Genomic DNA, 22,871 nt, shown 5'->3' on the forward strand with positions numbered 1-22,871 from the left:
CAACCCCGCGCTTTTATGCGGGCGTTGGCGCGGGGGTCAGCGCTGGTGGGGGAGGTCGAAGCGCGCCCAGACGAGCTTGCCGCTGGGCCAGCGGGGGGCCCAGCCCCAGGCGTCGGAGAGGGCTTCGATGATGGCGAGGCCCCGGCCGGACTCGGAGAGGAGGTCGGGACAGGGGTCGGGGGTGGGGATTGGGGGGTCCGGGCAGCCGTCGCCGACGGAGAGGTGGACGTGGTCGGGGCGGAGGCGGAGAAGGATCGAGGCCTGACGGCGTTCCTTGGCGGCGTGCCGGAGGCAGTTGGTGACGAGTTCGGTGAAGACGGTCTCGATGTCTTCGGCGCGCGGGGTGGGGATGGACCACTGGTCCAGGTAGGCGCGCAGGGCGATGCGGACGATGGGGACGCGGCTTGGGTGAAGGTGCATCAGGCGTTGGTACTGGTGGGGGAGAGGGCGCCTGGTGCGGGGGATGTCGGGGTCCGTCATAGGAACCTCCCAGGACGTGCCGATAGACAGTCACGTTACGTGCTTGGGCGGTGACTTGGGTCACGAGTATGGCACGGTCGGTGGCTCTGTGTGGCATGGATGGTGGCTAGATATGGAACTTGGCATATGCCAGTTAGCCACCAAGTGAGCATGAGTAGCGGCGCCAGGCATCTGCCAGACTGACGCGGAGCAACGAGCGGGAGGGAGCCGCAGCGATGGGGCGACGCAGTCGACCGACAGTCCACAGGCGACGACTCGGCGCTGAGTTGCGTGCCCTTCGGCAGGCCGCCGGTCTCACCCAGGAAGCGGCCGCAGTCGAGGCGGGCGTTCACTTCACCACGATTGGGCGTATCGAGTCCGCGCAGACGGGGGCGGCGGAGGAGACCATCGTGACTCTGTTGGACATCTATGGGGTGGCTGAAGAGGATCCCAAGCGAGACCTCATACTGCGCCTGTCGCGTGAGCGCAGCATGCGCGGGTGGTGGCAGAGCTACGAAGGTTCGCTCAATCCTGGCTATGCGGAGTTCATTGCGCTGGAGTCTGCGGCCGCAGAAGTGCAGACCTTCCAGCCCTTGGTCGTGCCGGGTTTGTTCCAGACTTCTGCCTATGCGCGGGCCGTGATCGGGGCTACGGCCGTGGACGACTCGCCGGAGACCGTGGAGCCTCTCGTACAGGTTCGCATGGGGCGACAGGCTGCTCTGGTGCAGCCTCATGGTCCGGTCGTCACGACAGTTGTGCACGAAGCTGCCCTGCGTGCGAACACCGTCCCACCTGGTGTGATGCGCAGCCAGTTGGATCGCCTCATGGAGATCGCAGAGCTGCCCAACGCCACGTTCCAAGTTCTGCCCATGGCGGCGCCGGCACATCCCGGACTGACAGGAGCCTTCCAGCTTTTGCGCTTCGAGGCCGGGCCGGGCATGGATGTGGCACTCGTTGAGCTGCTGACAACGTCTATCTACGTTGATGCGGTACCGGAGGTCGAGCGGTATGCGCTGGCGTTTCAGCGGATTCGCGAAATGGCGCTCACTGCCGAAGCAACGCAGGACCTGCTTCATCGCGTTAAGAAGGAGATAGCACCGTGATGCCCCGTAACGAGTGGCTGAAGTCGTCGTACTCTGCTGATACCGCACAGTGCATCGAATGGGCTCCTGGTACCCCTTCCGTCATCCCTGTCCGTGACTCGAAGGATCCCTCTGGGCCAGCCCTTCTCTTCGAACCTGTCGAGTGGGCTGCCTTCATCTCTGCTCTCAAGGCTGGTCGCCTCTAGACGTCACAGGGGCGCCCCCGGACCTCTTCGGTCCGGGGGCGCCCCCTTGTTCTCCTCACCGCGTCCTCAGAGCCTCGGCCAACATCCCATCACCCAGCAGCCGGACCTTCCCCTCCTTCGCCGCTTCAGCGACCGTCGCGTTCCCACTCACCAGCTCCGTCGCCGTCTCCGCGTCCAACGTCATCAGCACATCCGGCGCCTCGGCCGCCCCCGCCACCCAGGCCGGCTCCTCCCCTATCACCAACTGGAAGACCGCCCCCTCGATCCTGACCTCGACCACCCCGCCGCAGTCCCCGGCAACCCCCTTCAACACCCCGAGCAGCGGCAGCGCGAACCAGTGCCCGTGCCTGGCATCCGTCTCCCGGCACACCCCCAGGTCCTCCGCCCCCCACTCCGCGAGCGCCGTCAGCACCGGCAACAGCCCCCGCCCGCGCTCCGTCAGCTCGTACACCGACGCGGAAGCCGGCGCGGGCAACCGCCTCCGCTCCACCACCCCATCCCGCTCCATCTCCTTCAACCGGGAAGCCAGCACATCCGTGCTCACCCCCGGCAGATCCGCGTGCAAATCCGTGTACCTGCGCGCCCCTCCCAACAGCTCCCGCACGATCAACAGCGTCCACCGCTCGCCAACGGCGTCCAGGGCACGGGCAACGGCGCAGTACTGGGCATAGCTTCGGCGTGGCATGCCCGGCAGTGTAGCCAATCGGTTGGACTTTCCAAGCGGCTCCTTGGTAGAACCAAGTGGCATCATCGTGGGGACGCCCGCCCAGGGCCGTCCCCAACGTCCGGGAGGTCCACCGCATGGAGTTCAAGCAGTCGAGCAAGCTCTCCGGGGTCTGCTACGAGATCCGCGGACCGGTGGTCGAGCGCGCCAAGGCACTCGAAGAGGCCGGCCACAGCGTGATGCGTCTCAACACCGGCAACCCGGCCCTGTTCGGCTTCGAGGCTCCCCCGGAAATCCTCCAGGACATCATCCTCCAGCTCCCCTCCGCCCACGGCTACAGCGACTCGCGCGGCATCCTCCCCGCCCGCCGCGCGGTCGTGCAGTACTACCAGTCCCGCGGCGTCGAAGGCGTCGAGGTCGACGACGTCTACCTCGGCAACGGCGTCTCCGAACTCGTCTCCATGGCCGTCCAGGCCCTCGTGGACGACGGCGACGAAGTCCTCGTCCCCGCCCCGGACTTCCCCCTCTGGACGGCCGTCGTCACCCTCGCCGGCGGCAAGGCCGTCCACTACGTCTGCGACGAGTCCGCCGACTGGTACCCCGACCTGGACGACATGGCCGCCAAGATCACCGACCGCACCAAGGCGATCGTGCTGATCAACCCCAACAACCCCACCGGCGCCGTCTACTCGCACGAACTCATCGAAGGCGTACTCGACCTCGCCCGCCGCCACCACCTGATCGTCTTCGCCGACGAGATCTACGACAAGATCCTCTACGACGACGCCGTCCACCACTGCGCCGCCGCCCTCGCCCCCGACGTCCTCTGCGTGACCTTCAGCGGCCTGTCCAAGGCCTACCGGGTCGCCGGCTTCCGCTCCGGCTGGCTGGTCGTCTCCGGCCCGAAGCAGCACGCCGCCAGCTACCTGGAGGGCCTGACCATGCTCGCCAGCATGCGGCTGTGCCCCAACGTCCCGGCCCAGCACGCCGTGCAGGCCGCCCTCGGTGGCAAACAGTCCATCAACGACCTCGTCCTCCCCGGCGGCCGGCTGCGCGAGCAGCGCGACCGCGCCTGGGAGCTGCTCAACGAGATCCCCGGCGTGACCTGCGTCAAGCCCAAGGGCGCGCTCTACGCCTTCCCCCGCCTCGACCCGGCGGTGCACCCCATCCACGACGACGAGAAGTTCGTCCTGGACCTCCTCCTGCGCGAGAAGATCCAGGTCGTCCAGGGCACCGGCTTCAACTGGCCGAAGCCGGACCACTTCCGCATCCTCACCCTCCCAGCAGTGGACGACCTGGAGGCGGCCATCGGGCGCATCGCCCGCTTCCTGGAGGGCTACCGGCAGTAGGGCTACCGGCAGTACGGCGCGGGGCGCGGGCGTCGGTTGGCGGGTGGGCGGACCGGCGCCCGCCCACCCGCCCACCCACCGACGGCGCTCACGCGGCCGAAACAGCCGCCTCACGCTGCTGCGCGGCGAGCCGGTCCACCACGGCCGCCGCGTCCGCCTCGTCGAGGACGATGCCGAAGACCTCCGCCAACACCTCCGGCACCACGGAGGTGGCGATCTGCCGGGTCCACTCCATCTCGCCCACGGGGGTGTCCGGCTGGAACGCGCTCAGCGTCGTCCCGTCCAACTGGTGGAGCAGCCCGTCGCCGAGCCGCTGCACCCACAGCCGGCCGCTGAACGGGGAACGAGGGTGGGTGGAGACGTAGTGGTTGGCCACCGTGTAGTCGACCGGGACACGCGGATCCAGCGTGACGCTGTGCAGGTGGAACCACTCGCCTCCGCGCAGCCCGTGGAACAGCCAGCCGTCCGCGCCGGGCACCGGGGCGCCGCGGGTCAGCCGGTAGCTCCAGCCGCCCCGGGCGGCCGTCGCGCCGTCGGCCAGCTCGATCGGCGCCAGCTGCCCCTCACCGAACCCGGCGTCGCACAGCCAGCTCCGGCCGTCGGCCGCGCTCTCCGCCGTCTCGACGCGCAGCATCGCGTGCGTCGGGGGCCGCACCGCGGTGCTGCCCTTCTGCACCCGGCCGAGCAGCCCGGTGACCGAGAATCCGACCCGCTCCAGAACGGCGGCGAACAGGCTGGCCTGCTCGAAGCAGTAGCCCCCGCGCCGGCCGCGCACCATCTTGTCCTGCAGTGTGTCGAGGTCCAACGACATGGGGCGGCGCAGGAACGCGTCCAGGTTCTCGAACGGGAACGTCGTGACGTGGGCGTACTGCAACTCGCGCAGGGTGTCGATCCCGGGTTCGACCCTGCCCCGGAAACCCACCCTCTCCAGGTAGGCGTCCAGGTCCAGCCGGTCGCCACCCCATATCGGCGTGCGGGTGTTCGCTCGGTCGTCGAGCATCTCTCCTCCTCGCGGGGCCAGTGATCCTCTGGCGTTCACCGACCCTAGGAACTCAACCGCACTGGAGATCAAGTTATGCCCCGCGGCGCCTCGCCAGACGGCCGGCGGTGTCGTCCGGTCGGCCGTGCCCTGCGGTGGGGCCCTACGGTTGGGCCGTGTCGTGCTGGCGGCGGTGGCGCTCACCAGTCGCGGGCGGCCACCAGTTCCTCCGGGTCGGCGTCCGCGAAGCCGTACGCCGTCGCCACGACGTGGAACTCCTCGGCGATCTCCTCCCGCGCGACGGTGTCGATCTCGCTCCCCGCCGCGTCGAACTCGGCCTCCAGCCGGTTGAACTCCTCGGTCGCCGCCTCGGTGAGGGCGTAGAGCGCCGCCAGGTCCGACGGCCGCTCCGCCTCGATCCGCTCGCACAACCGCCGCAGGATCTCCCTGCCCCGGTCCACGACGTGGTCCGGGTAGTAGTCGTCCCGGTACAGCCCGCGCAGGAACGCGCGCTCCGCCATCCGCTGGTTCGTGATCGCCACGGTTTCTCCCCCGTTCGCCTGGTCGGGCGTCGCGCCCATCATGGCGTCCGCGACCGACACTCGCTCAGGCGTCGTACGTGCCGCGGTGGGAGCGCCGCCGCGGACGCCGCGGCGACGGCGGGCGTTGCTCACCGCGGCCGCCGGATCCCGCCCTCCGCGCGCCGGGTGGCCTCCAGGGTGCCGAGCAGGGCGAGCGCCTGGGCGCTGGGGCTGCCCGGCTCCGCGTGGTAGATCACGACCTGCTGGCCGCGCGCGCCCCGCACGTCGAAGGTCTGGAAGGTGAGGTCCAGCGGGCCCACCTCGGGGTGGAGCAGCGCCTTGGCGTCGCGCGTCTTGGCGTGCACGGCGTGTGAGCCCCACAGCGCGGCGAACTCGGCGCTGCCCTCGGTGAGGGTGCGCACCAGCTCGGGCAGCCGTGGGTGGTCCGGGTCGAGGCCGCTGGAGTGGCGCAGGCTGGCCACCGCGGCCTCCGCCGCGCGCTCCCAGTGCCGGTGGAAGTCGCGGGCGGCCGGATCCAGGAAGACCATCCGGGCGAGGTTGTCCATCCGCTCGAACGGGGAGTACAGGGCCCGCGCCACGTCGTTGGCGGTGAGGATGTCCAGCGCGGGGTTCAGGACGAACGCGGGCGTGTGCGCGTAGCCGTCCAGCAGCTCCCGCAGTTCCGCGCTGACCGTCTCGGCGGGGCGCGGGCGACGGCGCTCGTCCGGCACCGCGCCGGCCAGGCGGTACAGGTGGTCGCGTGCCTCGTCGTCCAGCCGCAGCGCGGCGCTCACCGCGTCGAGGATCTGCGGGGAGGGCCGGCGCTCGCGGCCCTGCTCCAGACGCGCGTAGTAGTCGGTGTTCATCCCGGCCAGGACGGCCACCTCCTCCCGGCGCAGCCCCGCCACCCGGCGCTGGCCGTAGGAGGGCAGGCCCACCTCTTCGGGCCGCAGCCGTGCGCGGCGCGCCCGGAGGAACTCTCCGAGGTCGTTGCTGGTCATCCCCTCACGGTACGGCCGTGGGACGCCCCGTGCCTGGGTGCGTCACACCCAGGCACGGGGCGTCCGGGCACGGGGCGTCCTGGTTCGCCTCTCGATTGCCGCCGAGAGTTCTTGGTGGGCGCCGCAACCGGCGCCGTCGAGGTGACGGCCCGAGCGGGCCGTACCGGCAGAGGGAGCTGACATGACGCAGACCACCACCAAGACCGTCCTGGTCACCGGTGCCAGCAGCGGCATCGGGGAGGCAACCGCCCGCCGGCTGGCGGCCGACGGCCACCGGGTGTTCCTCGGTGCCCGCCGCACCGACCGGCTGGAGGCCCTGGTCGAGGAGATCACCAAGGAGGGCGGCAGCGCCGACTTCCGCCGGCTGGACGTCACCGACGCGGCGGACGTGCGGGCGTTCGTGCAGGCCGCGCGGGCCGCGTTCGGCCGGGTGGACGTCCTGGTGAACAACGCCGGGGTGATGCCGCTGTCTCCGCTGGAGGCACTGCGCACCGACGAGTGGGACCGGATGATCGACGTGAACGTGCGCGGGGTGCTGCACGGCATCGCCGCCGTGCTGCCGATGATGCGGGAGCAGGGCGGCGGGCACGTCGTGAACGTCGCCTCGGTGGGCGCCCACGAGGTCGTGCCGACCGCGGCCGTGTACTGCGCCACCAAGTTCGCGGTGCGCGCGCTCTCGGAGGGGCTGCGCCAGGAGTCCGCGGGCGACATCCGGGTCACCCTGGTCTCGCCGGGCGTGACCGAGTCCGAGCTGGCCGACCACATCGGCGACGCGGAGGCCCGGGAGGCGATGAAGGCGCGCCGCGCCGTGGCGCTGCCCGCCTCGGCCATCGCGGACGCCATCGCCTACGCCGTCGCGCAGCCCCCGGAGGTCGACGTCAACGAGATCGTCGTCCGCCCGGCCGCCAGCGCCCAGTGACCGGCCGGGCCGGGACGTCCGCGGAGCGCACACGCCGACTCCGCCGCCCTCCAGCAGCGCGGCCGCAGCCCCAAGTAGTCACTCAGTCCTACACGCCATCTGGCGGCAGCTATACGAGAACAGGGCCGTGGCACTCGCCGTTATCCACAGAAGGGAAATATCTCCTTGTTTTCTGACTCCCATTCGGGCTACCCCTGGAGACCAGGGGGGTTCGTGGTTGTCCACAGCCGGCGAGAACCCCCTTGCGCGCTCTCGCCCCGCCGGGTTAGCCCTGGTGACAAGGGGGGCGTTCGTTGTCCACAGGAAACGGACCCTCTTGTCGAATCCCGTACGAGCGGCGATCATCCCCCAGCGCGGCGAAAGGCCTAGGTGTATTGATCATGACCCACGACGACCAGCTCATCGAGGAGACCAGGGATACGGAAGAGACCGGGGCGACGCAGGCGAGGGAGGCGGCCGAGGAGCACGCCGGCCTCGCGCGCCGCCTGCACCTCCTGGAGGACAAGGAGGCCCTGCGGGCCCTGCTGGTCCGCGGATGGCGGGCCCTCGACCTCCGGGACTGGGACGCCTGGGCCGGCTGCTGGACGGAGGACGCGGTGCTGGAGTTCGGGCCGTGGGAGACGATCCGCGGCCGGGACGCGATCCGGGCGCGCGTCATCGAAGCCGAGTCCGGCTACGCGCACATGCAGCACCACCTGCTGAACACCCACTTCGAGGTGGACGGCGACCGCGCCACCGGCATCGGCTACATGTGGTTCGTGGCGGTGGCCGGGCCGGACGGAGCCACGGCACCGTACGCCATGGGCGGCCCGTACGACTGGGAGTTCGTCAGGACCGCCGACGGCTGGCGGGTGACCCGGCAGCGGCTGGGCGTGTGGTGGACCCACGGGGAGGACCCCACCGCGGCCTTCGGCTAGCCGCCCGCCACCCCGATGTGCGTGCGGTGGTGGCGCGGGGCGTCGATCTCGTCGAGCAGGGCGACCGCCAGATCGGCGTAGGAGACACGGCTGGCCACGTCCACCGGGGCGACGGCGTACCGGCCGGTGCGCGCCCCCGAGCGGTCGAAGTCGCCGGCCGGGCTGACCACCAGCCAGTCCAGCCCGGCAGCAGGGGCGGTGGTGCTGGCGGTGGTGGCGGCGCGCAGCACCGCCGTCCCGGCCGCGTGGCCGAGGCAGAGCGGCCGGTACTCCGGCGGAAATCCGGGGGTGTCCATCAGCGGTGTGCCGGAGGCGGTCTCCAGCGCGGCCCCCAGGCCGACGACGACCAGCCGGCGCACCCCGGCACGGGTCAGCCCGTCGGCGAGCGCCCGGGCGGCGGCCGGGTAGAACTCCTCCGGCGGGGCGGCGGGATCGTAGACCGCGGCGATCGCGGCGTCGTGCCCGGCGGCGAGGCGGGCGACGGCCCCGGCGTCGGTGACGTCGCCGGCCAGCAGGCGGACGCCCGCGCCGGTCAGGAGGCCGTCCGCGCCCTCTCGGTGGTCACCGCCTCCGCCGTACCGGCCGGGATCCCGGACGATCGCCGTGACCCGGTGCCCCCGACGCAGGGCCTCACCCACCGCCGCCCGGCCCGCCCGGCCACCCGCGCCGAAAACCACGATCGCGCCCATCAGCCCACCTCGTCCGTCTCTCGTCTTCGGAAATCTCCGCCCGCCGGCGGTGCCGAGCACGCTAGCCGGGTCCGTGGTTACCTCCGGGGTACCGCACTACTGTGGCGGGGTGATCGAGCGCGACGTGACGGACAGTCTGGAACCGCTGGACCCGGAGATGTTCGACCCGGTCTGCCCCTCGGAGCTGATGCCGATCCGGGTGGGGGACAAGTGGGCCGGGATGATCGTCCAGTGCCTGGAGGGCGGCCCGCGACGGTTCTCCGAGCTGCGGGTCCCGCTGCGGAACATCACGCCGAAGGTCCTCACCCAGTCGCTGCGCGCGCTGGAGCGCGACGGCTACGTCGTCCGCACCGTCCATGCCGGGCCGGCGCGGGACGTCCGGTACGCGCTGACCCCGCTCGGCCGGACCCTCCTCGGCGTGCTGGACGTGGCACGCGCCTGGGCGGAGGACCACCTGGAGGAGGTCATGGACGCGCGCGAGGCGGCGGCGCGCACGGGGCGCCACGGCTGAGCGGCCCCGGGCGGGATATTCGTTCGACGCCGGCGGTGGCGCCACGGCAGGCTCTGCTCGACGTCGTAGCAGGTGGCGCGAGCGCGCCGGGAGACAACCGGGATCGGAGCGAGTGGCGATGGGTTTCCAGCTGGAGGGGCCGGTCCTGGAGGGCGAGCGGGTGCGCCTGGAGCCGCTGGACCACCGTCACGCGGCGGACCTGGCCGTGGCGGCGGAGGAGGACCGCGGCTCCTACGGGTTCACCTGGGTGCCGCGGGCGGCCGAGGTCGGGCGGTACATCGACGCGCAGCTCGCCCGCGCGGCGACCGGCCGGCTGGCTCCGTACGCGCAGGTGGCCACGGCGTCGGGGCGGGCCGTCGGGGCCACCGCCTACCGGGATCCGCGGCTGACGCCGGGCGGCGAGCTGTACGCGGTGGAGGTCGGCTTCACCTGGCTCGCGGCCTCCGCCCAGGGCACCGGGCTGAACACCGAGTCGAAGTACCTGCTGTTCCGGCACGCCTTCGAGGAGTGGGGGGTGGCGCGGGTCGACCTGAAGACGGACGCGCGGAACAGCCGCTCGCGTGCCGCGATCGAGTCGGTGGGGGCGAGCTTCGAGGGGGTGCTGCGGAACTGGTCGCAGTCGTGGGCGCCGGGCGAGGAAGGGCGGCTCCGTGACTCGGCGATCTTCTCGATCACCGCGGCGGAGTGGCCGGAGCGTCGCGTGAGGCTGGAGCGGCGGCTGTCCCGGGGGCGTGCCGCGACGCGAGCCGTGGACGTCACCGCCTGATCCACCGGTTGGGGAGCGGCGGAGGATGTACGTTCGTACACTCGAAGCGTACGATCGTACGCATGGTTACGGACTACTTCGCCGACGACCCGCGCACCAACCACGAGCGGATGCTCGCGGGCGATCTCTACATCGCCGACGATCCGGAGATCGCCCGGCTGCAGCAGCGCGCGCTGCGACTGGTCGCCCGCTACCAGGCCGCCTTCATCGAGGACTACGACGGCGCCAAGGTGGTCCTGGCGGAACTGCTCGCCTCGGTGGGCGAGGACGTCTACGTCCGGCCGCCGTTCTACGTGGACTACGGCAGCAACATCTCCATCGGCGCCCGCACCTTCGTCAACTACAACCTGACCGCCCTGGACGTCGCCCGGATCACCATCGGCGAGGACTGCCAGATCGGCCCGAACGTCCAGCTGCTCACCCCCACCCACCCCCTGGAGCCGCAGCCCCGACGGGACAAGCTGGAGGCCGCGCGCCCGATCACCATCGGTGACAACGTCTGGCTCGGCGGCGGGGCGATCGTGCTCCCCGGAGTGACCATCGGGGACAACGCCGTCGTCGGCGCCGGGGCGGTCGTCACCAAGGACGTGCCCGCGAACGTCGTGGTTGTCGGCAACCCCGCCCGGCCGGTCCGCGAACTCTGACCACCACCGCGCGCATGGCAACCGGACAGCCCGATCCGCGGCGGCGGGAACGCATTCTCGCCGCCACGCTCGACCTGATCGCCGAGGAAGGCGTCGTCGGCGTCTCCCACCGCAAGATCGCCGCCCGCGCCGAGGTGCCGCTCGGATCGATGACGTACCACTTCGCCGGCATCGACGACGTGCTGCGCGAGGCCTTCGCCAGCTTCGCGGACCGCGTGGTGGCCCTCTTCGACGCCTACCTCGGGGCGGCCCACGACCTGGAGCAGGCCCGGGAAGCCGTCACCGACCTCATACACGCGCTCTCCGAGGGCACCCGCCGGGACCTGATCCTCACTCAGGAGCTCTACACCCTCGCCGCCCGCCGCCCGGAGTACCGCCAGGTGACCCAGGCGTGGATGGGGCACAGCCGCCGCCTGCTGGAGCGGCACTTCGACCCGGAGACCGCCCGCCAGCTCGACGCGCTGATCGAGGGGCTGACCCTGCACCGCGCCCTGGACACCGCGCCGCAGGACCGGGAGCTGACCCGAATGGCCGTCACCCGGATCACCACCGCCGTGCCGTAGTCATTCGGCTTGGCGCGTGGGGTCCTGGTGGGTGGTGGCCGGATTCTGGGGGTGGGGTGATGGGGTGGCGGGTGGCCGCCCGCCGCCGGCCGAACCGCTTGCCGCCGTCCGGCGCACCCCCGTATGCCCGGCCCGGTGGGGTCGGGCATACGGGGGTGCGCGCGGGGAGGTCAAGGTGCGCCGGAGGTTGGAGTGTGCCGGAGGTCAAGGTGCGCCGGAAGTCAAGAGGTGGATTCCTCCTGTGGATATCCGTGAACCCCCCTGGTCAACAGGGGTAGCGTCGGGAGGGTGGCGGGCGCAAGGGGGAATTCCCGACCTGTGGATAACGATGGCTCCCCTTGCTTCCCAGGGTTAATGCAGTGGCGGTGGGGAGTGCAAGAGGGAATTTCGGCCTGTGGATATCCACGGCCCCCTTGTTTCCCAGGGGTAGCGCACGGAGTGTGGTGTGCGCAAGAGGGGATTCTGGCTTGTGGATATCGATGGCCCCCTTGTTTCCCAGGGATAGCGTAAGCAGCGGGGCCTGCGCAAGGGGCGATTCTGGGCCCGTGGACGAACGGGCGCGCCATCCTGCGTCCCGCGGGTAGCGCGCGGTGTGGGCTCTCGCGAGACCACCGGTCAGGCGGCGCCCCGGTGCCCCGGCAGGCGGGCCTGTTTCCTCTTCAGGCCGGTGAACCCCTCCCGTGCGTAGCCGGCGATCTCCTCAGCGGGGAACGGCACCACCGAGAGGTGCTGGTCGTAGTTCGAACGAGCAGGAGCGGGGCAGCGTGGAGATCACCGTGCAGTGGGTACGGACGTCGTGGACCAAGCGGTCACGGGGAGGCGAGGCCGCCGTGCGCAGGAACGCCGCCCCCACCGGGTTCGTCCTCCCGGACGCCGTGGGGCCGCTCGCGCACGTGGTGCGCATGCGGGAGGAGGACGACTTCCGGCCTCGCGGCGCCCTGGAGGAGCTGCACGCCGTCGACGTCCAGCTCCGCGAAGCCGACGGCCGGCTGCGGGTCTTCCCGCGCATACCGCCCCTGTTCGCCCTGCCGCCACGACGACGACGGCCCCCGGCCGTGTGGCTGGTGCCCGGCCAGTGGGTCCGCTGGCAGCTGAACTACCGCTTCAGCAGCGCCATGGGGCTCCGGGACTGGTCCTACTGGCTGGACACCTTCAACATCGCCCACGGGCCGGTGGCCGCCGACGCGTTCCTCGGCACGCCCGACGTCCTCGTCGACGAGCGGGGCCCGGTCCGCTAGAGCGGCCGCCCACGCGGCACCGGGCCCGACGGCCGCGGACGGCCCTGACGGCCGCGGCGGGCCCGCCGGGGCGACCGGTTACGCCGGGCCGTCGGCGAAGGGGACACCGAGTTCGGCGGCCTTGGCGGCGCGGCGGGCGAAGACCTGCTCCCGCTGCTCCTCCATCGCGCGCAGCATGGCGCGGCGCTCGCGCTTGCCGAGGCGGTCGACGTAGAGCTGGCCGTGCAGGTGGTCGGTCTCGTGCTGGAGGCAGCGGGCGAAGTAGCCCTTGCCCTCGATGACGACCGGCCGCCCGTCCCGGTCCCGGCCGCGCACCACCGCGGTGTCGGGGCGGGCCAGGCCGGTGTGCGGGCCGGGCACGGACAGGCAGCCCTCGTTGTCCTCGATCAGCCGGCGCGCGCCGGCGGGCAGCGGGTCGACGACCGGGTTGCAGACGTGGCCGACGTGCCGGACGCCGTCCTCGTCGAGGCAGTCGTAGACGAACAGCCGCAGGTCGACGCCCACCTGGTTGGCGGCCAGGCCGCAGCCCTCGGCGACGTACATGGTGACGAACATGTCGTCGATCAGCCGGTGCAGCTCGGCCGAGCCGAACTCGGCGTCGGTCACCTCCCGGCAGGGCTGATGCAGCACCTCCTCGCCCACCACGGTGATCCGCCGAGGCGTTCCGCGCCCGGCCTCGGGGGCGAGCCGGGGAAAGGACTCGACCGGCTGGCCCTGGACCCGCACGGGGCGCTCGGTCGGTGTCGGGCGGGCGGTGCTCGTGGACATGACGGGGGTCGCTCCTCGGGCGGCGGCGGTTGACCGAATGCTTTGCAAAGTACCAGAGTATGCAAAGTGAGTACCGAGGAGAACAGCCCCGTGATCGCCGGCCTGGCCGACCATCCGGTGCGCAGCGCGCTGCTGGGCCTGCTGGCCGAGTCGGGCACGCTGACCGCCACCGAGGCGGCGCGGCGGCTCGGTCACAGCTCCGGGGTGTGCTCCTTCCACCTGCGGCAGCTCGCCCGCTACGGCGTGGTGGAGGAGGCGCCGCACGCCGGTGGCCGGGTCCGGCCGTGGCAGCTGCGCCGGGAACCGGCGGGGGAGGGCGGGGACGGTGACCGGGGCCGGTCGGACGGGCACCGCGGGGCGGCGGCGCGCAACGGGCTGCTCGGCGACCTGGCCCGCGGGCTGGAGGACGAGAGCTACCGCCGCTGGCTGGACCGGCGCGCGGAGCTGCCGGCCCGGTGGCGGCACGACGAGGCGTTCAGCGACGTCGTGTACCTGACGCCGGAGGAGCTGCGCGAGGTGGCCGACGCCGTGCGCGCCCTGGTCGCGCGCTACCAGCGCCGCGAGTGGCACCCGGCCAGCCGCCCGCCGGGCGCGGCCCCGGTCGCCCTGGTCACCCGGCTGTTCCCGCTGCTGGAGGGGCGGGCGGGGGAGCGGGGGGAGGACGGGGAGGCGGACTGACGCCGGCCCGCCCGTACTGCCGGCCCGCCGCAGCGCACCGGCCCGCCGTACCCCTACCGCCCCACCGCCGGCCCGCCGAACCCCCGCGCCCGGCGGGCGGGCTCAGCGCGGCAGGGCCACGGGCGTGGGCCGGCTGCCGCCGTGTTCGAAGAACTCCGCCAGCGGCAGGGTGGCCGCGCCCACCGTGACGGCGTCCGGCCCCAGCCGGCCCAGCTCGATCGTGGCGCGTTGGGCCGGGCGGCGCAGGGTGTAGGCGTCGGCGTGCCGGCGCACCGCCGGCAGCAGGTGCGGGCCGAGCAGCAGGCCGGCCCAGCCGCCGAGGATGAACCGCTCCGGCTGGAACAGGTTGAGCATGGTGGCCACCGCCGCGCCGAGGTACTCCGCGGTCTCCTCCAGCAGGGCCGCCGCCGTGGGGTCGGCGGGCGTGGCGGCGTCGGTCGGGCGGGCGGCGGCGAGCAGGGCGGCCAGCGCGGTCTCCTGGTCGGCCTCCGGCGGCTGCCCGCCGGCCTCCCGCCACCGCTCGATCAGCGCCTCGGCGCCCACGTACGCCTCCAGGTGGCCGCGTCCGCCGCAGCGGCAGGGCCGGCCGCCCACCCGGGCGATGGTGTGGCCCCACTCGGCGGCCTGGCCGCGCAGGCCGCCGTAGGGCCCGTCGGGGGTGACCACGCAGGCGCCGACGCCGGAGCCGAAGAGCGCCACGACGGCCTCGCGCGCGCCCCGCCCGCCGCCGAACCACATCTCGGCCTGGCCGAGGGTCTTGGCGCCGTTGTCGACGAACAGCGGCACGTCCGGCGGCAGGTCGGTCCGCTCGCGCACCAGCGCCTCCAGCGGCACGGCGTCCCAGCCGACGGTCTGGCCGTGCACCACCACGCCCTGCCGGGGGTCGTGCTCGATGATGCCGGGCACGCCGATCCCGACCCCGTACAGCCGCTCCCGGGTGGCGGCGTCGGCGTCGAGGAGTTCGGCCAGCACGGCCCCGACGTGGTCGACGACGTGGTCCACGTCGTAGCCGCGGTCGCTGAGCGGGCGTTCGGCGCGGGCGATCTCGGTCAGCGACAGGTCGAACAGCTCGGCCCGCACCCGGGTCTCGCCGACGTCGACGCCGACGAGGTAGCCGCTGGCCGGGGCGACCCGCAGCAGGGTGCGCGGGCGCCCGCCGTCGGAGTCCACCGCGCCGGCCTCCTCCAGCAGGCCCTCCGCGGCCAGTTCGGCGACCACGTTGCTGATCGAGCCGGAGCTCAGGCCGGTGACCAGGGTCAGCTCCTGCCGGCTGAGCGGCCCTTCGAAGTACACCCTGCGCAGCACCTTGGAGCGGTTGCCCCGTCGTAGGTCCCGCACCGTGAGTCTGTCCCGCTTGGCCATCTGGCTCCCTTCGGCACCCCGCAACATACCGCTGTCGGACGTCTTGACGCGACCTTTCCTCGAAGGTTAACTCACGCCATAAATTAAGCCGTGACGCCCTCTCCGGCCTCCCGTCACCAACCCGCCCTGGGAAGGGGTTCACCAACCATGCGCAGACGACGCGCCGCGGCAGCGGCACTCCTGGTCACCTCGCTCGCCGCCGCCGTCACCGGCTGCGGGGGCGGCGGCGCCGCCCAGGGCAGCAACGACAACCCGACCACGCTGACCTACTGGGCCAGCAACCAGGGCGCCGACCTGGAGGCGGACAAGGCGATCCTCACGCCGGAACTGGAGAAGTTCGAGGAACGGACCGGCATCCACGTCGAGCTGGAGGTCGTCCCCTGGAGCGACCTGCTCAACCGCATCCTGGCCGCCACCGCCTCCGGCGAGGGCCCCGACGTCCTCAACATCGGCAACACCTGGTCCGCCTCCCTCCAGGCCACCGGCGCGCTGCTGCCCTGGACGGAGGAGAACTTCGAGCGGATCGGCGGCCGGGACCGCTTCCTCGACGCCGCTGTCGCCTCCGCGGGCGCCCCGGGCCAGGACCCGGCGGCCGTCCCGCTGTACTCCCTCTCCTACGCCCTCTACTACAACAAGGCGATGTTCGAGGAGGCCGGCATCGAGCAGCCGCCCGCCACCTGGGACGAGTTCGTGGAGGTCGGCAAGCGGCTCACCGGCGACGGCCGGTACGGCTTCGGCCTGGAGGGATCCAACCTCTCCAACAACATCCACCAGGCCTACGTGCTCGCCCGGCAGCACGGCGGCGACTTCTTCGACGAGTCCGGCGAGCCCACCTTCACCGACCCCGGCGCCGTCGAAGGCGTCAAGCAGTGGATCGACTTCATGGCCGAGGACGGCATCGTCGCCCCCGGCAACGCCGAGTACGCGCAGAACCAGTCCCTCCAGGACTTCGCCACCGGCAAGACCGCGATGCTGCTGTGGCAGGCCGCCGGCACCACCTTCGAGTCCTTCGGCATGAGCGAGGACGACTACGGCGTCGCCCCCGTCCCGACGCCCTCCGGCACCCCCGGCCAGGGCACCGAGGTCAACTCCATGGTCGCCGGCATCAACCTCGCCGTCTTCGACAACACCGACAACCTCGACGGCGCCCTGGAATTCGTCGAGTTCATGACGAGCGACGAGGAGCAGGCCGTCCTCAACGCCGCCTACGGCTCCATCCCCGCCGTCGAGTCCGCCCAGGACGACCCCGCGTTCGACACCCCGGCGCTGAACGTCCTCAAGGACGCCCTCGCCACCAGCGCCGTCCCGCTGCCGCAGGTGCCCGAGGAGTCGCAGTTCGAGACCGCCGTCGGCACCGCCATCAAGGACCTCTTCGCCGAGGCCGCCGCGGGGCGCGAGGTCACCACCGAGCTGGTGGCGGAACGCCTCACCGAGGCCCAGCAGCAGGTCGGGTAGCGGGCACCCACCATGACCACCACCGTGTCACCGCGCACCACCGCCCCGGCCGGCGGCAAGCTCCCCCCGGCCGGCGGTGGCAGCCGCCGCCGCCCGCTGCTGCCCGAGCGGGTGCGCCGGGGCGGCCTGCCCTACCTGCTGCTGCTCCCCGCGCTCCTGCTTGAGGTGCTCATCCACCTCGCGCCGATGGCCGTCGGCGTGTGGATGAGCTTCCGCGAACTGACCCAGTTCTTCATCAACAACTGGAGCGCGGCACCGTTCGCCGGCCTGGACAACTTCCGGGTCGCCGTGGACGTCAACGCCCCGGTCGGCGAGGCGCTGCTCAACTCGTTCCTGGTCACCTGCGCCTTCACCATTCTGTCGGTGGGTGCCTCGTGGCTGATCGGGACCGCCGCGGCGATCCTGATGCAGGACACCTTCCGGGGGCGCGGCCTGCTGCGCGCCACCTTCCTGATCCCCTACGCCCTGCCGGTGTACGCGGCCGTGATCACCTGGTCGTTCATGCTCCAGCGGGACAACGGGCTGGTCAACCACGTCATCGTCGACCAGCTCGGCCTGACCGACGACCGGCCGTTCTGGCTGCTGGGCGGGAACAGCTTCGTCGCGCTGCTGGTCGTGGCCACCTGGAAGTCCTGGCCGTTCGCCTTCCTCATCGTCACGGCCGGCCTGCAGTCGATCCCGCAGGAGAGCTACGAGGCCGCCGCCATCGACGGCGCCGGCATGTGGCGGCGCGTCCGGCACATCACCCTGCCGTCGCTGCGGCCGGTCAACCAGGTTCTGGTGCTCGTGCTGTTCCTGTGGACCTTCAACGACTTCAACACGCCCTACGTGCTGTTCTCCGAGGCAGCGCCGGAGGCCGCCGACCTGGTCTCCATCCACATCTACCAGTCGTCCTTCGCCACCTGGAACTTCGGCTCGGGCTCGGCCATGTCCGTCCTGCTGCTGCTCTTCCTGCTGCTGGTGACGGCCGTCTACCTGCTGCTCACCAACCGTCGGAGGGAGAGCTGACGATGCCCAGGCCCCACCGGTCCCCCTCCGCCCCGCCGGCGTCGTTCCTGTGGACCCGCCGGATCGTGCTCGGCGCGCTCGCCGTGTTCACCCTGGTGCCGGTCTACGTCATGGTCTCCAGCTCGCTGAAGTCGCTGGAGGACGTCTCCGGCCGCTTCCAGTGGATACCGTCCGAGCTGACCGTCCAGCCCTACATCGACATCTGGAGCACCGTCCCGCTCGGCCGGTACTTCCTCAACTCGCTGATCGTCGCCGGTGCCGCCACCGTCTGCTCGGTGGTCATCGCGGTGTTCGCCGCCTACGCGGTGAGCCGGTACCGCTTCCGCGGACGGCGGGTGTTCACCATCACCGTGCTGTCCACCCAGATGTTCCCCGGCATCCTCTTCCTGCTGCCGCTGTTCCTGATCTTCGTCAACATCGGCAACACCACCGGCGTCGCCCTCTACGGCTCCCGCGGCGGGTTGATCCTCACCTACCTCACCTTCTCGCTGCCGTTCGCCATCTGGATGCTCATCGGGTACTTCGACTCCACGCCGAAGGAGCTCGACGAGGCCGCCATGGTCGACGGCTGCGGCCCGCTCGGCGCGCTCTTCCGGGTCGTCGTCCCCGCGGCGGTCCCCGGCATCGTCGCCGTGGCCATCTACGCCTTCATGACCGCCTGGGGCGAGGTGCTGTTCGCCTCGGTCATGACCAACGAGGCCACCCGCACCCTCGCCGTCGGCCTCCAGGGCTACTCCACCCAGACCAACGTCTACTGGAACCAGGTCATGGCCGCGTCGCTGGTGGTCAGCGTGCCGGTGGTGATCGGCTTCCTGCTCCTGCAGCGCTACCTCGTCACCGGCCTGACCGCCGGAGCCGTGAAGTGACCCCTCCCAGCGCCTCCCAGCACACCCGCGCAGAAAGGCCCCCCGTGACCGACAGCCCGACCTTCCCCGCCGACTTCCGCTGGGGCGTGGCCACCTCCGCCTACCAGATCGAGGGCGCCGTCGCCGAGGACGGCCGCTCCGCCTCCATCTGGGACACCTTCTCCCGGGTGCCCGGCGCCATCGCGGGCGGCGACACCGGCGACGTCGCCTGCGACCACTACCACCGCTGGCCCGAGGACATCGCCCTGATGAAGCGGCTCGGCGTGGACTCCTACCGCTTCTCCATCGCCTGGCCCCGGGTCGTCCCCGGCGGCGACGGCGCCGTCAACAAGGCCGGCCTGGACTTCTACGACCGGCTGGTGGACGCCCTGCTGGAGGCCGGCGTCACCCCCTTCCCCACCCTCTACCACTGGGACCTGCCGCAGAGCCTCCAGGACCGCGGCGGCTGGCCGGCCCGCGACACCGCCGAGCACTTCGCCGCCTACGCCGCCCACGTCGCGGCCCGGCTCGGCGACCGCGTGCGGGACTGGGCCACCCTCAACGAACCGCTCTGCTCCGCCTGGATCGGCCACCTCGAAGGCACCATGGCGCCCGGCCTCACCGACATCACCGCCGCCGTGCGCGCCTCCTTCCACCTCCACCTCGGCCACGGCCTCGCCGCGCAGGCCGTCCGCGCCGCCGCGCCCGGGGCCCGGATCGGCATCGTCAACAACCTCAGCCCCTGCGAGCCGGCCTCCGACCGCGCCGCCGACCGCGCCGCCGCGGTGCGCGCCGACGGCCACGTCAACCGCTGGTGGCTCGACCCGGTGCACGGCCGCGGTTACCCCGCGGACATGCTGGAGCTGTACGGCGTGGACCTGCCCGAGCGCCCCGGCGACCTGGAGACCATCGCCACGCCGCTGGACTGGCTGGGCGTCAACTACTACTTCCGGCAGGTCGTGGCCGACGACCCCACCGGCCCGCTGCCGCACGCCCGCCAGGTCGAACTGCCCGGCCGCCCGCACACCGCCATGCCGTGGGAGGTGCACGCGCGGGGCCTGGCGGACATCCTGCGCCGGGTGACCGAGGACTACCGCCCGCGCCGGATCCTGGTGACCGAGAGCGGCGCCGCCTTCCGGGACACCGTCGCCGCCGACGGCAGCGTCCACGACCCCGAGCGCACCACCTACCTGGAGGACCACCTGGCCGCCTGCGCCGAGGCGATCCGCGACGGCGTCCCGCTGGCCGGGTACTTCGCCTGGTCGCTGCTGGACAACTTCGAGTGGGCGTACGGCTACGACAAGCGGTTCGGCTTGGTGCACGTGGACTACACAAGCCAGCGGCGCACCATCAAGACCAGCGGCCACCGGTACGCCGCCCTCATCGACCGGGCCCGCCGCCTGGCCGCCCAACCGGTCGGCTAGCCCCCGTCCCACCCCTCGATCCCGCCCCCTCGATCCCGTCCCTCCCCCGGCCCACCCGGCCGGGGGAGGGACGGGGCCGGAAGAGGGCCGACATCGGCCGGCACCGCGCCCGCGTCGTTGTCGTGCCCATGGCGAAATGACCATCCATTGCCGCAATGACCACCCAATTCACCGGAGGAGAAGCACGTGAGACCGACCCCAGCACGACCCGGCCCCCGGCTCGGCCGGCGCGCCACCGCCGTACTGGCGGCCGTCACCATGGCCGCCGGCACCGCCGTGGCCGTATCGACACCCCCGTCCGCCAGCGCCGCCGACACCCTGCTCTCCCAGGGCAGGACCGCCACCGCCTCCTCCACGGAGAACGGCGGCACCCCCGCCGCCTTCGCCGTGGACGGCGACCGCGGCACCAGGTGGTCCTCCGCCGCCAGCGACCAGCAGTGGATCCAGGTCGACCTCGGCGCCACCGCCACCATCACCGGAATCCGGCTGGAGTGGGAGGCCGCGTACGGCCGGGCCTACCAGATCCAGACCTCCGCCGACGGCACCACCTGGACCACCATCCACTCCACCACCACCGGCACCGGCGGCACCGAGACCCTCCAGGTCTCCGGCACCGGCCGCTACGTCCGGATGAACGGGATCAGCCGCGGCACCGGTTACGGCTACTCCCTGTGGGAGTTCCAGGTGTTCGGCTCCTTCGGCACCACCACGGGCTGCGGCACCGCCAACGCCGCCCGGGGCAGGACCGCCACCGCCTCCTCCACGGAGAACGCCGGCACCCCGGCCGCCCACGCCGTGGACGGCGACCGCGGCACCAGGTGGTCCTCCGCCGCCAGCGACCAGCAGTGGATCCAGGTCGACCTCGGCAGCAGCCAGCGCATCTGCCGGGTGGCCCTCGACTGGGAGGCCGCCTACGGGCGCGGCTACCAGATCCAGACCTCCGCCGACGGCACCACCTGGACCACCATCCACACCACCACCGCCGGCACCGGCGGCCGGGAGACCCTCGACGTCTCCGGCACCGGCCGGTACGTCCGGATGAACGGCGTCACCCGGGGCACCGGCTACGGCTACTCCCTGTGGGAGTTCGAGGTCAACACCGAGGGCGGGGCCGTCCCGCCGATCACCGGGGGCGGCGACCTCGGACCCAACGTGCTGGTCTTCGACCCCTCCACGCCGAACATCCAGGCCACCGTGGACCAGGTCTTCCAGCGCCAGGAGGCCGCCCAGTTCGGCGACGGCCGCTACGCCCTGCTGTTCAAGCCGGGCACTTACAACAACCTCAACGTCAACGTCGGCTTCTACACCTCCGTGGCCGGCCTCGGTCTCACCCCCGACGCCACCACCTTCAACGGCGACGTCACCGTGGACGCCGGCTGGTTCAACGGCAACGCCACCCAGAACTTCTGGCGGTCCGTGGAAAACCTGGCCCTCAACCCGGTGAGCGGCACCAACCGGTGGGCCGTCTCGCAGGCGGCGCCGTTCCGCCGGATGCACGTCCGCGGCAACCTCGACCTCGCCCCCTCCGGCTACGGCTGGGCCAGCGGCGGCTACATCGCCGACAGCCGGATCGACGGCACCGTGGGCAACTACTCCCAGCAGCAGTGGTACACCCGGGACAGCACGATCGGCGGCTGGAGCAACGCCGTGTGGAACCAGGTGTTCTCCGGGGTGGAGGGCGCCCCCGCGTCCAGTTACCCCGAGCCGCCGTACACCACACTGGCCACCACGCCGATCTCCGAGGAGAAGCCGTTCCTCTACCTGGACGGCGACGAGTACGAGGTCTTCGTCCCCGCGCCCCGCAGCAACGCCCGGGGCACCTCCTGGGCGGACGGGACGCCGGAGGGCACCTCGATCCCGCTCGACCGCTTCTACGTGGTCAAGGAGGGCGCGACCGCGGCCACCATCAACGCGGCGCTGGCCCAGGGACTCCACCTGCTGTTCACCCCGGGCGTCTACCACGTCGACCAGACGATCAACGTCACCCGCCCGGACACCATCGTGCTCGGCCTCGGCCTGGCCACGATCATCCCGGAGGGCGGGGTGGCCGCGATGCGGGTCGCCGACGTCGACGGCGTCCGGCTGGCCGGCTTCCTGATCGACGCCGGGACGGTCAACTCGCCGGTGCTGCTGGAGGTCGGCCCGGAAGGCGCCTCGGCCGACCACGCCGACAACCCCACCACCGTTCAGGACGTCTTCGTCCGCGTCGGCGGATCCCAGGCCGGCAAGGCCACCACCGCCATGGTCGTCAACAACGACGACACGGTCATCGACCACACCTGGATCTGGCGGGCGGACCACGGCGACGGCGTCGGCTGGGAGACCAACCGCTCCGACTACGGGCTCGTGGTCAACGGCGACGACGTGCTGGCCACCGGGCTGTTCGTGGAGCACTTCAACAAGTACGACGTCCAGTGGTACGGCGAGCGCGGCCGGACCATCTTCTTCCAGAACGAGAAGGCCTACGACGCGCCGAACCAGGCCGCCATCCAGAACGGCGACACCCAGGGCTACGCCGCCTACCGGGTGGACGCGTCGGTGGACACCCACGAGGCCTGGGGGCTCGGCTCCTACTGCTACTACAACGTCGACCCCACCATCCGGCAGGAGCACGGCTTCCAGGTGCCGAACAAGAGCGGGATCCGGATGCACAACCTGCTGGTGGTCTCGCTGAGCGGGCACGGCCACTACAACCACGTCATCAACGACGTGGGGGCGCCCACCTCGGGCACGGACACCATCCCCTCCCGGGTGGTCTCCTACCCCTGATCGGTCGCTGACGGCACGGCCCCGAGCCGCCGTAGCGACGGCGGGCCCCGCCGG

At 72.0% G+C, this 22,871-nt stretch carries 24 protein-coding genes; 16 read left to right on the forward strand and 8 right to left on the reverse strand.

The genetic code is table 11. The annotated features are described in order from the left end of the window. Positions 1-36 precede the first annotated feature (36 nt). On the reverse strand, positions 37-420 hold the full coding sequence (locus FHU37_RS02560; RefSeq protein WP_179812591.1) for an ATP-binding protein: 384 nt from the start codon (positions 418-420) through the stop codon (positions 37-39). Between the two features lie 275 nt (positions 421-695). Here FHU37_RS02560 and FHU37_RS02565 point away from each other — a divergent pair, with 275 nt between their 5' ends. Further along, entirely contained in the window at positions 696-1,562 is an 867-nt protein-coding gene (locus FHU37_RS02565) for a helix-turn-helix domain-containing protein (RefSeq protein ID WP_179812592.1), read from the forward strand. Beyond that, positions 1,562-1,747: a DUF397 domain-containing protein gene (locus tag FHU37_RS02570; protein WP_179812593.1), complete on the forward strand. Its 186-nt coding sequence runs from the start codon at positions 1,562-1,564 to the stop codon at positions 1,745-1,747. Before FHU37_RS02565 ends, FHU37_RS02570 begins: the two co-directional genes overlap by 1 nt. Before the next feature lie 55 nt (positions 1,748-1,802). Here the strand turns inward: FHU37_RS02570 and FHU37_RS02575 are convergent, their stop codons facing one another. Next, positions 1,803-2,432, reverse strand: a complete 630-nt coding sequence (locus FHU37_RS02575) for a winged helix-turn-helix transcriptional regulator (protein WP_179812594.1) — start codon at positions 2,430-2,432, stop codon at positions 1,803-1,805. Between the two features lie 116 nt (positions 2,433-2,548). Between FHU37_RS02575 and FHU37_RS02580 the strand changes: the two genes are divergently transcribed. Continuing rightward, a complete protein-coding gene (locus FHU37_RS02580) occupies positions 2,549-3,760 on the forward strand; it encodes a pyridoxal phosphate-dependent aminotransferase (protein ID WP_179812595.1) in 1,212 nt (403 codons plus the stop codon). An 88-nt stretch (positions 3,761-3,848) separates the two neighbouring features. Here FHU37_RS02580 and FHU37_RS02585 read toward each other — a convergent pair whose 3' ends face one another. The 3 genes from FHU37_RS02585 to FHU37_RS02595 all read right to left on the reverse strand — a co-directional run bounded on the left by FHU37_RS02585 (position 3,849) and on the right by FHU37_RS02595 (position 6,261). Beyond that, positions 3,849-4,760, reverse strand: a complete 912-nt coding sequence (locus tag FHU37_RS02585) for an arylamine N-acetyltransferase family protein (RefSeq protein WP_179812596.1) — start codon at positions 4,758-4,760, stop codon at positions 3,849-3,851. Positions 4,761-4,939: 179 nt separating this feature from the next. Continuing rightward, the gene (locus FHU37_RS02590) at positions 4,940-5,281 is read right to left on the reverse strand and encodes a DUF5713 family protein (RefSeq protein WP_179812597.1); all 342 of its coding nucleotides are present in this window, start codon (positions 5,279-5,281) and stop codon (positions 4,940-4,942) included. Positions 5,282-5,409: 128 nt separating this feature from the next. Beyond that, positions 5,410-6,261 carry a helix-turn-helix transcriptional regulator gene (locus FHU37_RS02595; RefSeq protein WP_179812598.1) on the reverse strand — a complete coding sequence of 284 codons (852 nt, stop codon included), beginning with the start codon at positions 6,259-6,261 and terminating at the stop codon, positions 5,410-5,412. Positions 6,262-6,442: 181 nt separating this feature from the next. Between FHU37_RS02595 and FHU37_RS02600 the strand changes: the two genes are divergently transcribed. Continuing rightward, complete coding sequence (locus FHU37_RS02600; protein WP_179812599.1) at positions 6,443-7,180, forward strand: SDR family oxidoreductase; 738 nt, start codon at positions 6,443-6,445, stop codon at positions 7,178-7,180. Positions 7,181-7,560: 380 nt separating this feature from the next. Further along, entirely contained in the window at positions 7,561-8,097 is a 537-nt protein-coding gene (locus FHU37_RS02605; protein ID WP_179812600.1) for a nuclear transport factor 2 family protein, read from the forward strand. On the opposite strand, the gene FHU37_RS02610 is transcribed toward FHU37_RS02605, so the two are convergent. Next, positions 8,094-8,786, reverse strand: coding sequence for an NAD(P)-dependent oxidoreductase (locus FHU37_RS02610; protein WP_179812601.1), 693 nt, complete (start codon positions 8,784-8,786; stop codon positions 8,094-8,096). The two genes, FHU37_RS02605 and FHU37_RS02610, sit on opposite strands and share 4 nt — an antisense overlap. Before the next feature lie 157 nt (positions 8,787-8,943). On the opposite strand from FHU37_RS02610, the gene FHU37_RS02615 reads away from it, so the two are divergent. The 5 genes from FHU37_RS02615 (at position 8,944) to FHU37_RS02635 (ending at position 12,508) form a co-directional block, all read left to right on the forward strand. Then, on the forward strand, positions 8,944-9,297 hold the full coding sequence (locus FHU37_RS02615) for a winged helix-turn-helix transcriptional regulator (protein ID WP_179815973.1): 354 nt from the start codon (positions 8,944-8,946) through the stop codon (positions 9,295-9,297). A 118-nt stretch (positions 9,298-9,415) separates the two neighbouring features. Beyond that, positions 9,416-10,063 (forward strand): GNAT family N-acetyltransferase, encoded by a 648-nt coding sequence (locus FHU37_RS02620; protein ID WP_179812602.1) that lies wholly within the window; start codon positions 9,416-9,418, stop codon positions 10,061-10,063. Between the two features lie 62 nt (positions 10,064-10,125). Next, a complete protein-coding gene (locus FHU37_RS02625) occupies positions 10,126-10,707 on the forward strand; it encodes a sugar O-acetyltransferase (protein ID WP_179812603.1) in 582 nt (193 codons plus the stop codon). Between the two features lie 14 nt (positions 10,708-10,721). Continuing rightward, on the forward strand, positions 10,722-11,270 hold the full coding sequence (locus tag FHU37_RS02630) for a TetR/AcrR family transcriptional regulator (protein ID WP_179812604.1): 549 nt from the start codon (positions 10,722-10,724) through the stop codon (positions 11,268-11,270). Positions 11,271-12,034: 764 nt separating this feature from the next. Beyond that, a complete protein-coding gene (locus FHU37_RS02635) occupies positions 12,035-12,508 on the forward strand; it encodes a hypothetical protein (RefSeq protein WP_179812605.1) in 474 nt (157 codons plus the stop codon). Positions 12,509-12,586: 78 nt separating this feature from the next. Here FHU37_RS02635 and def read toward each other — a convergent pair whose 3' ends face one another. Next, complete coding sequence (gene def, locus FHU37_RS02640; RefSeq protein WP_179812606.1) at positions 12,587-13,276, reverse strand: peptide deformylase; 690 nt, start codon at positions 13,274-13,276, stop codon at positions 12,587-12,589. A gap of 66 nt (positions 13,277-13,342) precedes the next feature. On the opposite strand from def, the gene FHU37_RS02645 reads away from it, so the two are divergent. After that, a complete protein-coding gene (locus tag FHU37_RS02645) occupies positions 13,343-13,954 on the forward strand; it encodes a winged helix-turn-helix domain-containing protein (RefSeq protein WP_312892391.1) in 612 nt (203 codons plus the stop codon). A 102-nt stretch (positions 13,955-14,056) separates the two neighbouring features. On the opposite strand, the gene FHU37_RS02650 is transcribed toward FHU37_RS02645, so the two are convergent. Continuing rightward, on the reverse strand, positions 14,057-15,316 hold the full coding sequence (locus tag FHU37_RS02650; protein WP_179812608.1) for an ROK family transcriptional regulator: 1,260 nt from the start codon (positions 15,314-15,316) through the stop codon (positions 14,057-14,059). 147 nt (positions 15,317-15,463) lie between these two features. Between FHU37_RS02650 and FHU37_RS02655 the strand changes: the two genes are divergently transcribed. The 5 genes from FHU37_RS02655 (at position 15,464) to FHU37_RS02675 (ending at position 22,817) form a co-directional block, all read left to right on the forward strand. Further along, positions 15,464-16,771 (forward strand): ABC transporter substrate-binding protein, encoded by a 1,308-nt coding sequence (locus FHU37_RS02655; RefSeq protein ID WP_179812609.1) that lies wholly within the window; start codon positions 15,464-15,466, stop codon positions 16,769-16,771. Positions 16,772-16,783: 12 nt separating this feature from the next. Further along, the gene (locus FHU37_RS02660; protein ID WP_179812610.1) at positions 16,784-17,779 is read left to right on the forward strand and encodes a carbohydrate ABC transporter permease; all 996 of its coding nucleotides are present in this window, start codon (positions 16,784-16,786) and stop codon (positions 17,777-17,779) included. A gap of 2 nt (positions 17,780-17,781) precedes the next feature. Then, positions 17,782-18,645 carry a carbohydrate ABC transporter permease gene (locus tag FHU37_RS02665; RefSeq protein ID WP_179812611.1) on the forward strand — a complete coding sequence of 288 codons (864 nt, stop codon included), beginning with the start codon at positions 17,782-17,784 and terminating at the stop codon, positions 18,643-18,645. Positions 18,646-18,689: 44 nt separating this feature from the next. Beyond that, positions 18,690-20,048: a GH1 family beta-glucosidase gene (locus FHU37_RS02670; protein WP_179812612.1), complete on the forward strand. Its 1,359-nt coding sequence runs from the start codon at positions 18,690-18,692 to the stop codon at positions 20,046-20,048. A 258-nt stretch (positions 20,049-20,306) separates the two neighbouring features. Continuing rightward, positions 20,307-22,817, forward strand: a complete 2,511-nt coding sequence (locus tag FHU37_RS02675; protein WP_179815974.1) for a discoidin domain-containing protein — start codon at positions 20,307-20,309, stop codon at positions 22,815-22,817. Positions 22,818-22,871 lie beyond the last annotated feature (54 nt).

It is taken from the genome of Allostreptomyces psammosilenae (genome assembly GCF_013407765.1).
Lineage (GTDB): Bacteria > Actinomycetota > Actinomycetes > Streptomycetales > Streptomycetaceae > Allostreptomyces > Allostreptomyces psammosilenae.

Coding starts and splice junctions, on each gene's coding strand:
- FHU37_RS02565 (WP_179812592.1), top strand. CDS start 696: ATGGGGCGACGCAGTCGACCGACAGTCCACAGGCGACGACTCGGCGCT.
- FHU37_RS02580 (WP_179812595.1), top strand. CDS start 2,549: ATGGAGTTCAAGCAGTCGAGCAAGCTCTCCGGGGTCTGCTACGAGATC.
- FHU37_RS02610 (WP_179812601.1), bottom strand. CDS start 8,786: ATGGGCGCGATCGTGGTTTTCGGCGCGGGTGGCCGGGCGGGCCGGGCG.
- FHU37_RS02655 (WP_179812609.1), top strand. CDS start 15,464: ATGCGCAGACGACGCGCCGCGGCAGCGGCACTCCTGGTCACCTCGCTC.
- FHU37_RS02570 (WP_179812593.1), top strand. CDS start 1,562: ATGCCCCGTAACGAGTGGCTGAAGTCGTCGTACTCTGCTGATACCGCA.
- FHU37_RS02560 (WP_179812591.1), bottom strand. CDS start 420: ATGCACCTTCACCCAAGCCGCGTCCCCATCGTCCGCATCGCCCTGCGC.
- FHU37_RS02660 (WP_179812610.1), top strand. CDS start 16,784: ATGACCACCACCGTGTCACCGCGCACCACCGCCCCGGCCGGCGGCAAG.
- FHU37_RS02575 (WP_179812594.1), bottom strand. CDS start 2,432: ATGCCACGCCGAAGCTATGCCCAGTACTGCGCCGTTGCCCGTGCCCTG.
- FHU37_RS02595 (WP_179812598.1), bottom strand. CDS start 6,261: ATGACCAGCAACGACCTCGGAGAGTTCCTCCGGGCGCGCCGCGCACGG.
- FHU37_RS02615 (WP_179815973.1), top strand. CDS start 8,944: ATGTTCGACCCGGTCTGCCCCTCGGAGCTGATGCCGATCCGGGTGGGG.
- FHU37_RS02605 (WP_179812600.1), top strand. CDS start 7,561: ATGACCCACGACGACCAGCTCATCGAGGAGACCAGGGATACGGAAGAG.
- FHU37_RS02625 (WP_179812603.1), top strand. CDS start 10,126: ATGGTTACGGACTACTTCGCCGACGACCCGCGCACCAACCACGAGCGG.
- FHU37_RS02675 (WP_179815974.1), top strand. CDS start 20,307: ATGGCCGCCGGCACCGCCGTGGCCGTATCGACACCCCCGTCCGCCAGC.
- FHU37_RS02600 (WP_179812599.1), top strand. CDS start 6,443: ATGACGCAGACCACCACCAAGACCGTCCTGGTCACCGGTGCCAGCAGC.
- FHU37_RS02620 (WP_179812602.1), top strand. CDS start 9,416: ATGGGTTTCCAGCTGGAGGGGCCGGTCCTGGAGGGCGAGCGGGTGCGC.
- FHU37_RS02585 (WP_179812596.1), bottom strand. CDS start 4,760: ATGCTCGACGACCGAGCGAACACCCGCACGCCGATATGGGGTGGCGAC.
- def (WP_179812606.1), bottom strand. CDS start 13,276: ATGTCCACGAGCACCGCCCGCCCGACACCGACCGAGCGCCCCGTGCGG.
- FHU37_RS02630 (WP_179812604.1), top strand. CDS start 10,722: ATGGCAACCGGACAGCCCGATCCGCGGCGGCGGGAACGCATTCTCGCC.
- FHU37_RS02665 (WP_179812611.1), top strand. CDS start 17,782: ATGCCCAGGCCCCACCGGTCCCCCTCCGCCCCGCCGGCGTCGTTCCTG.
- FHU37_RS02650 (WP_179812608.1), bottom strand. CDS start 15,316: ATGGCCAAGCGGGACAGACTCACGGTGCGGGACCTACGACGGGGCAAC.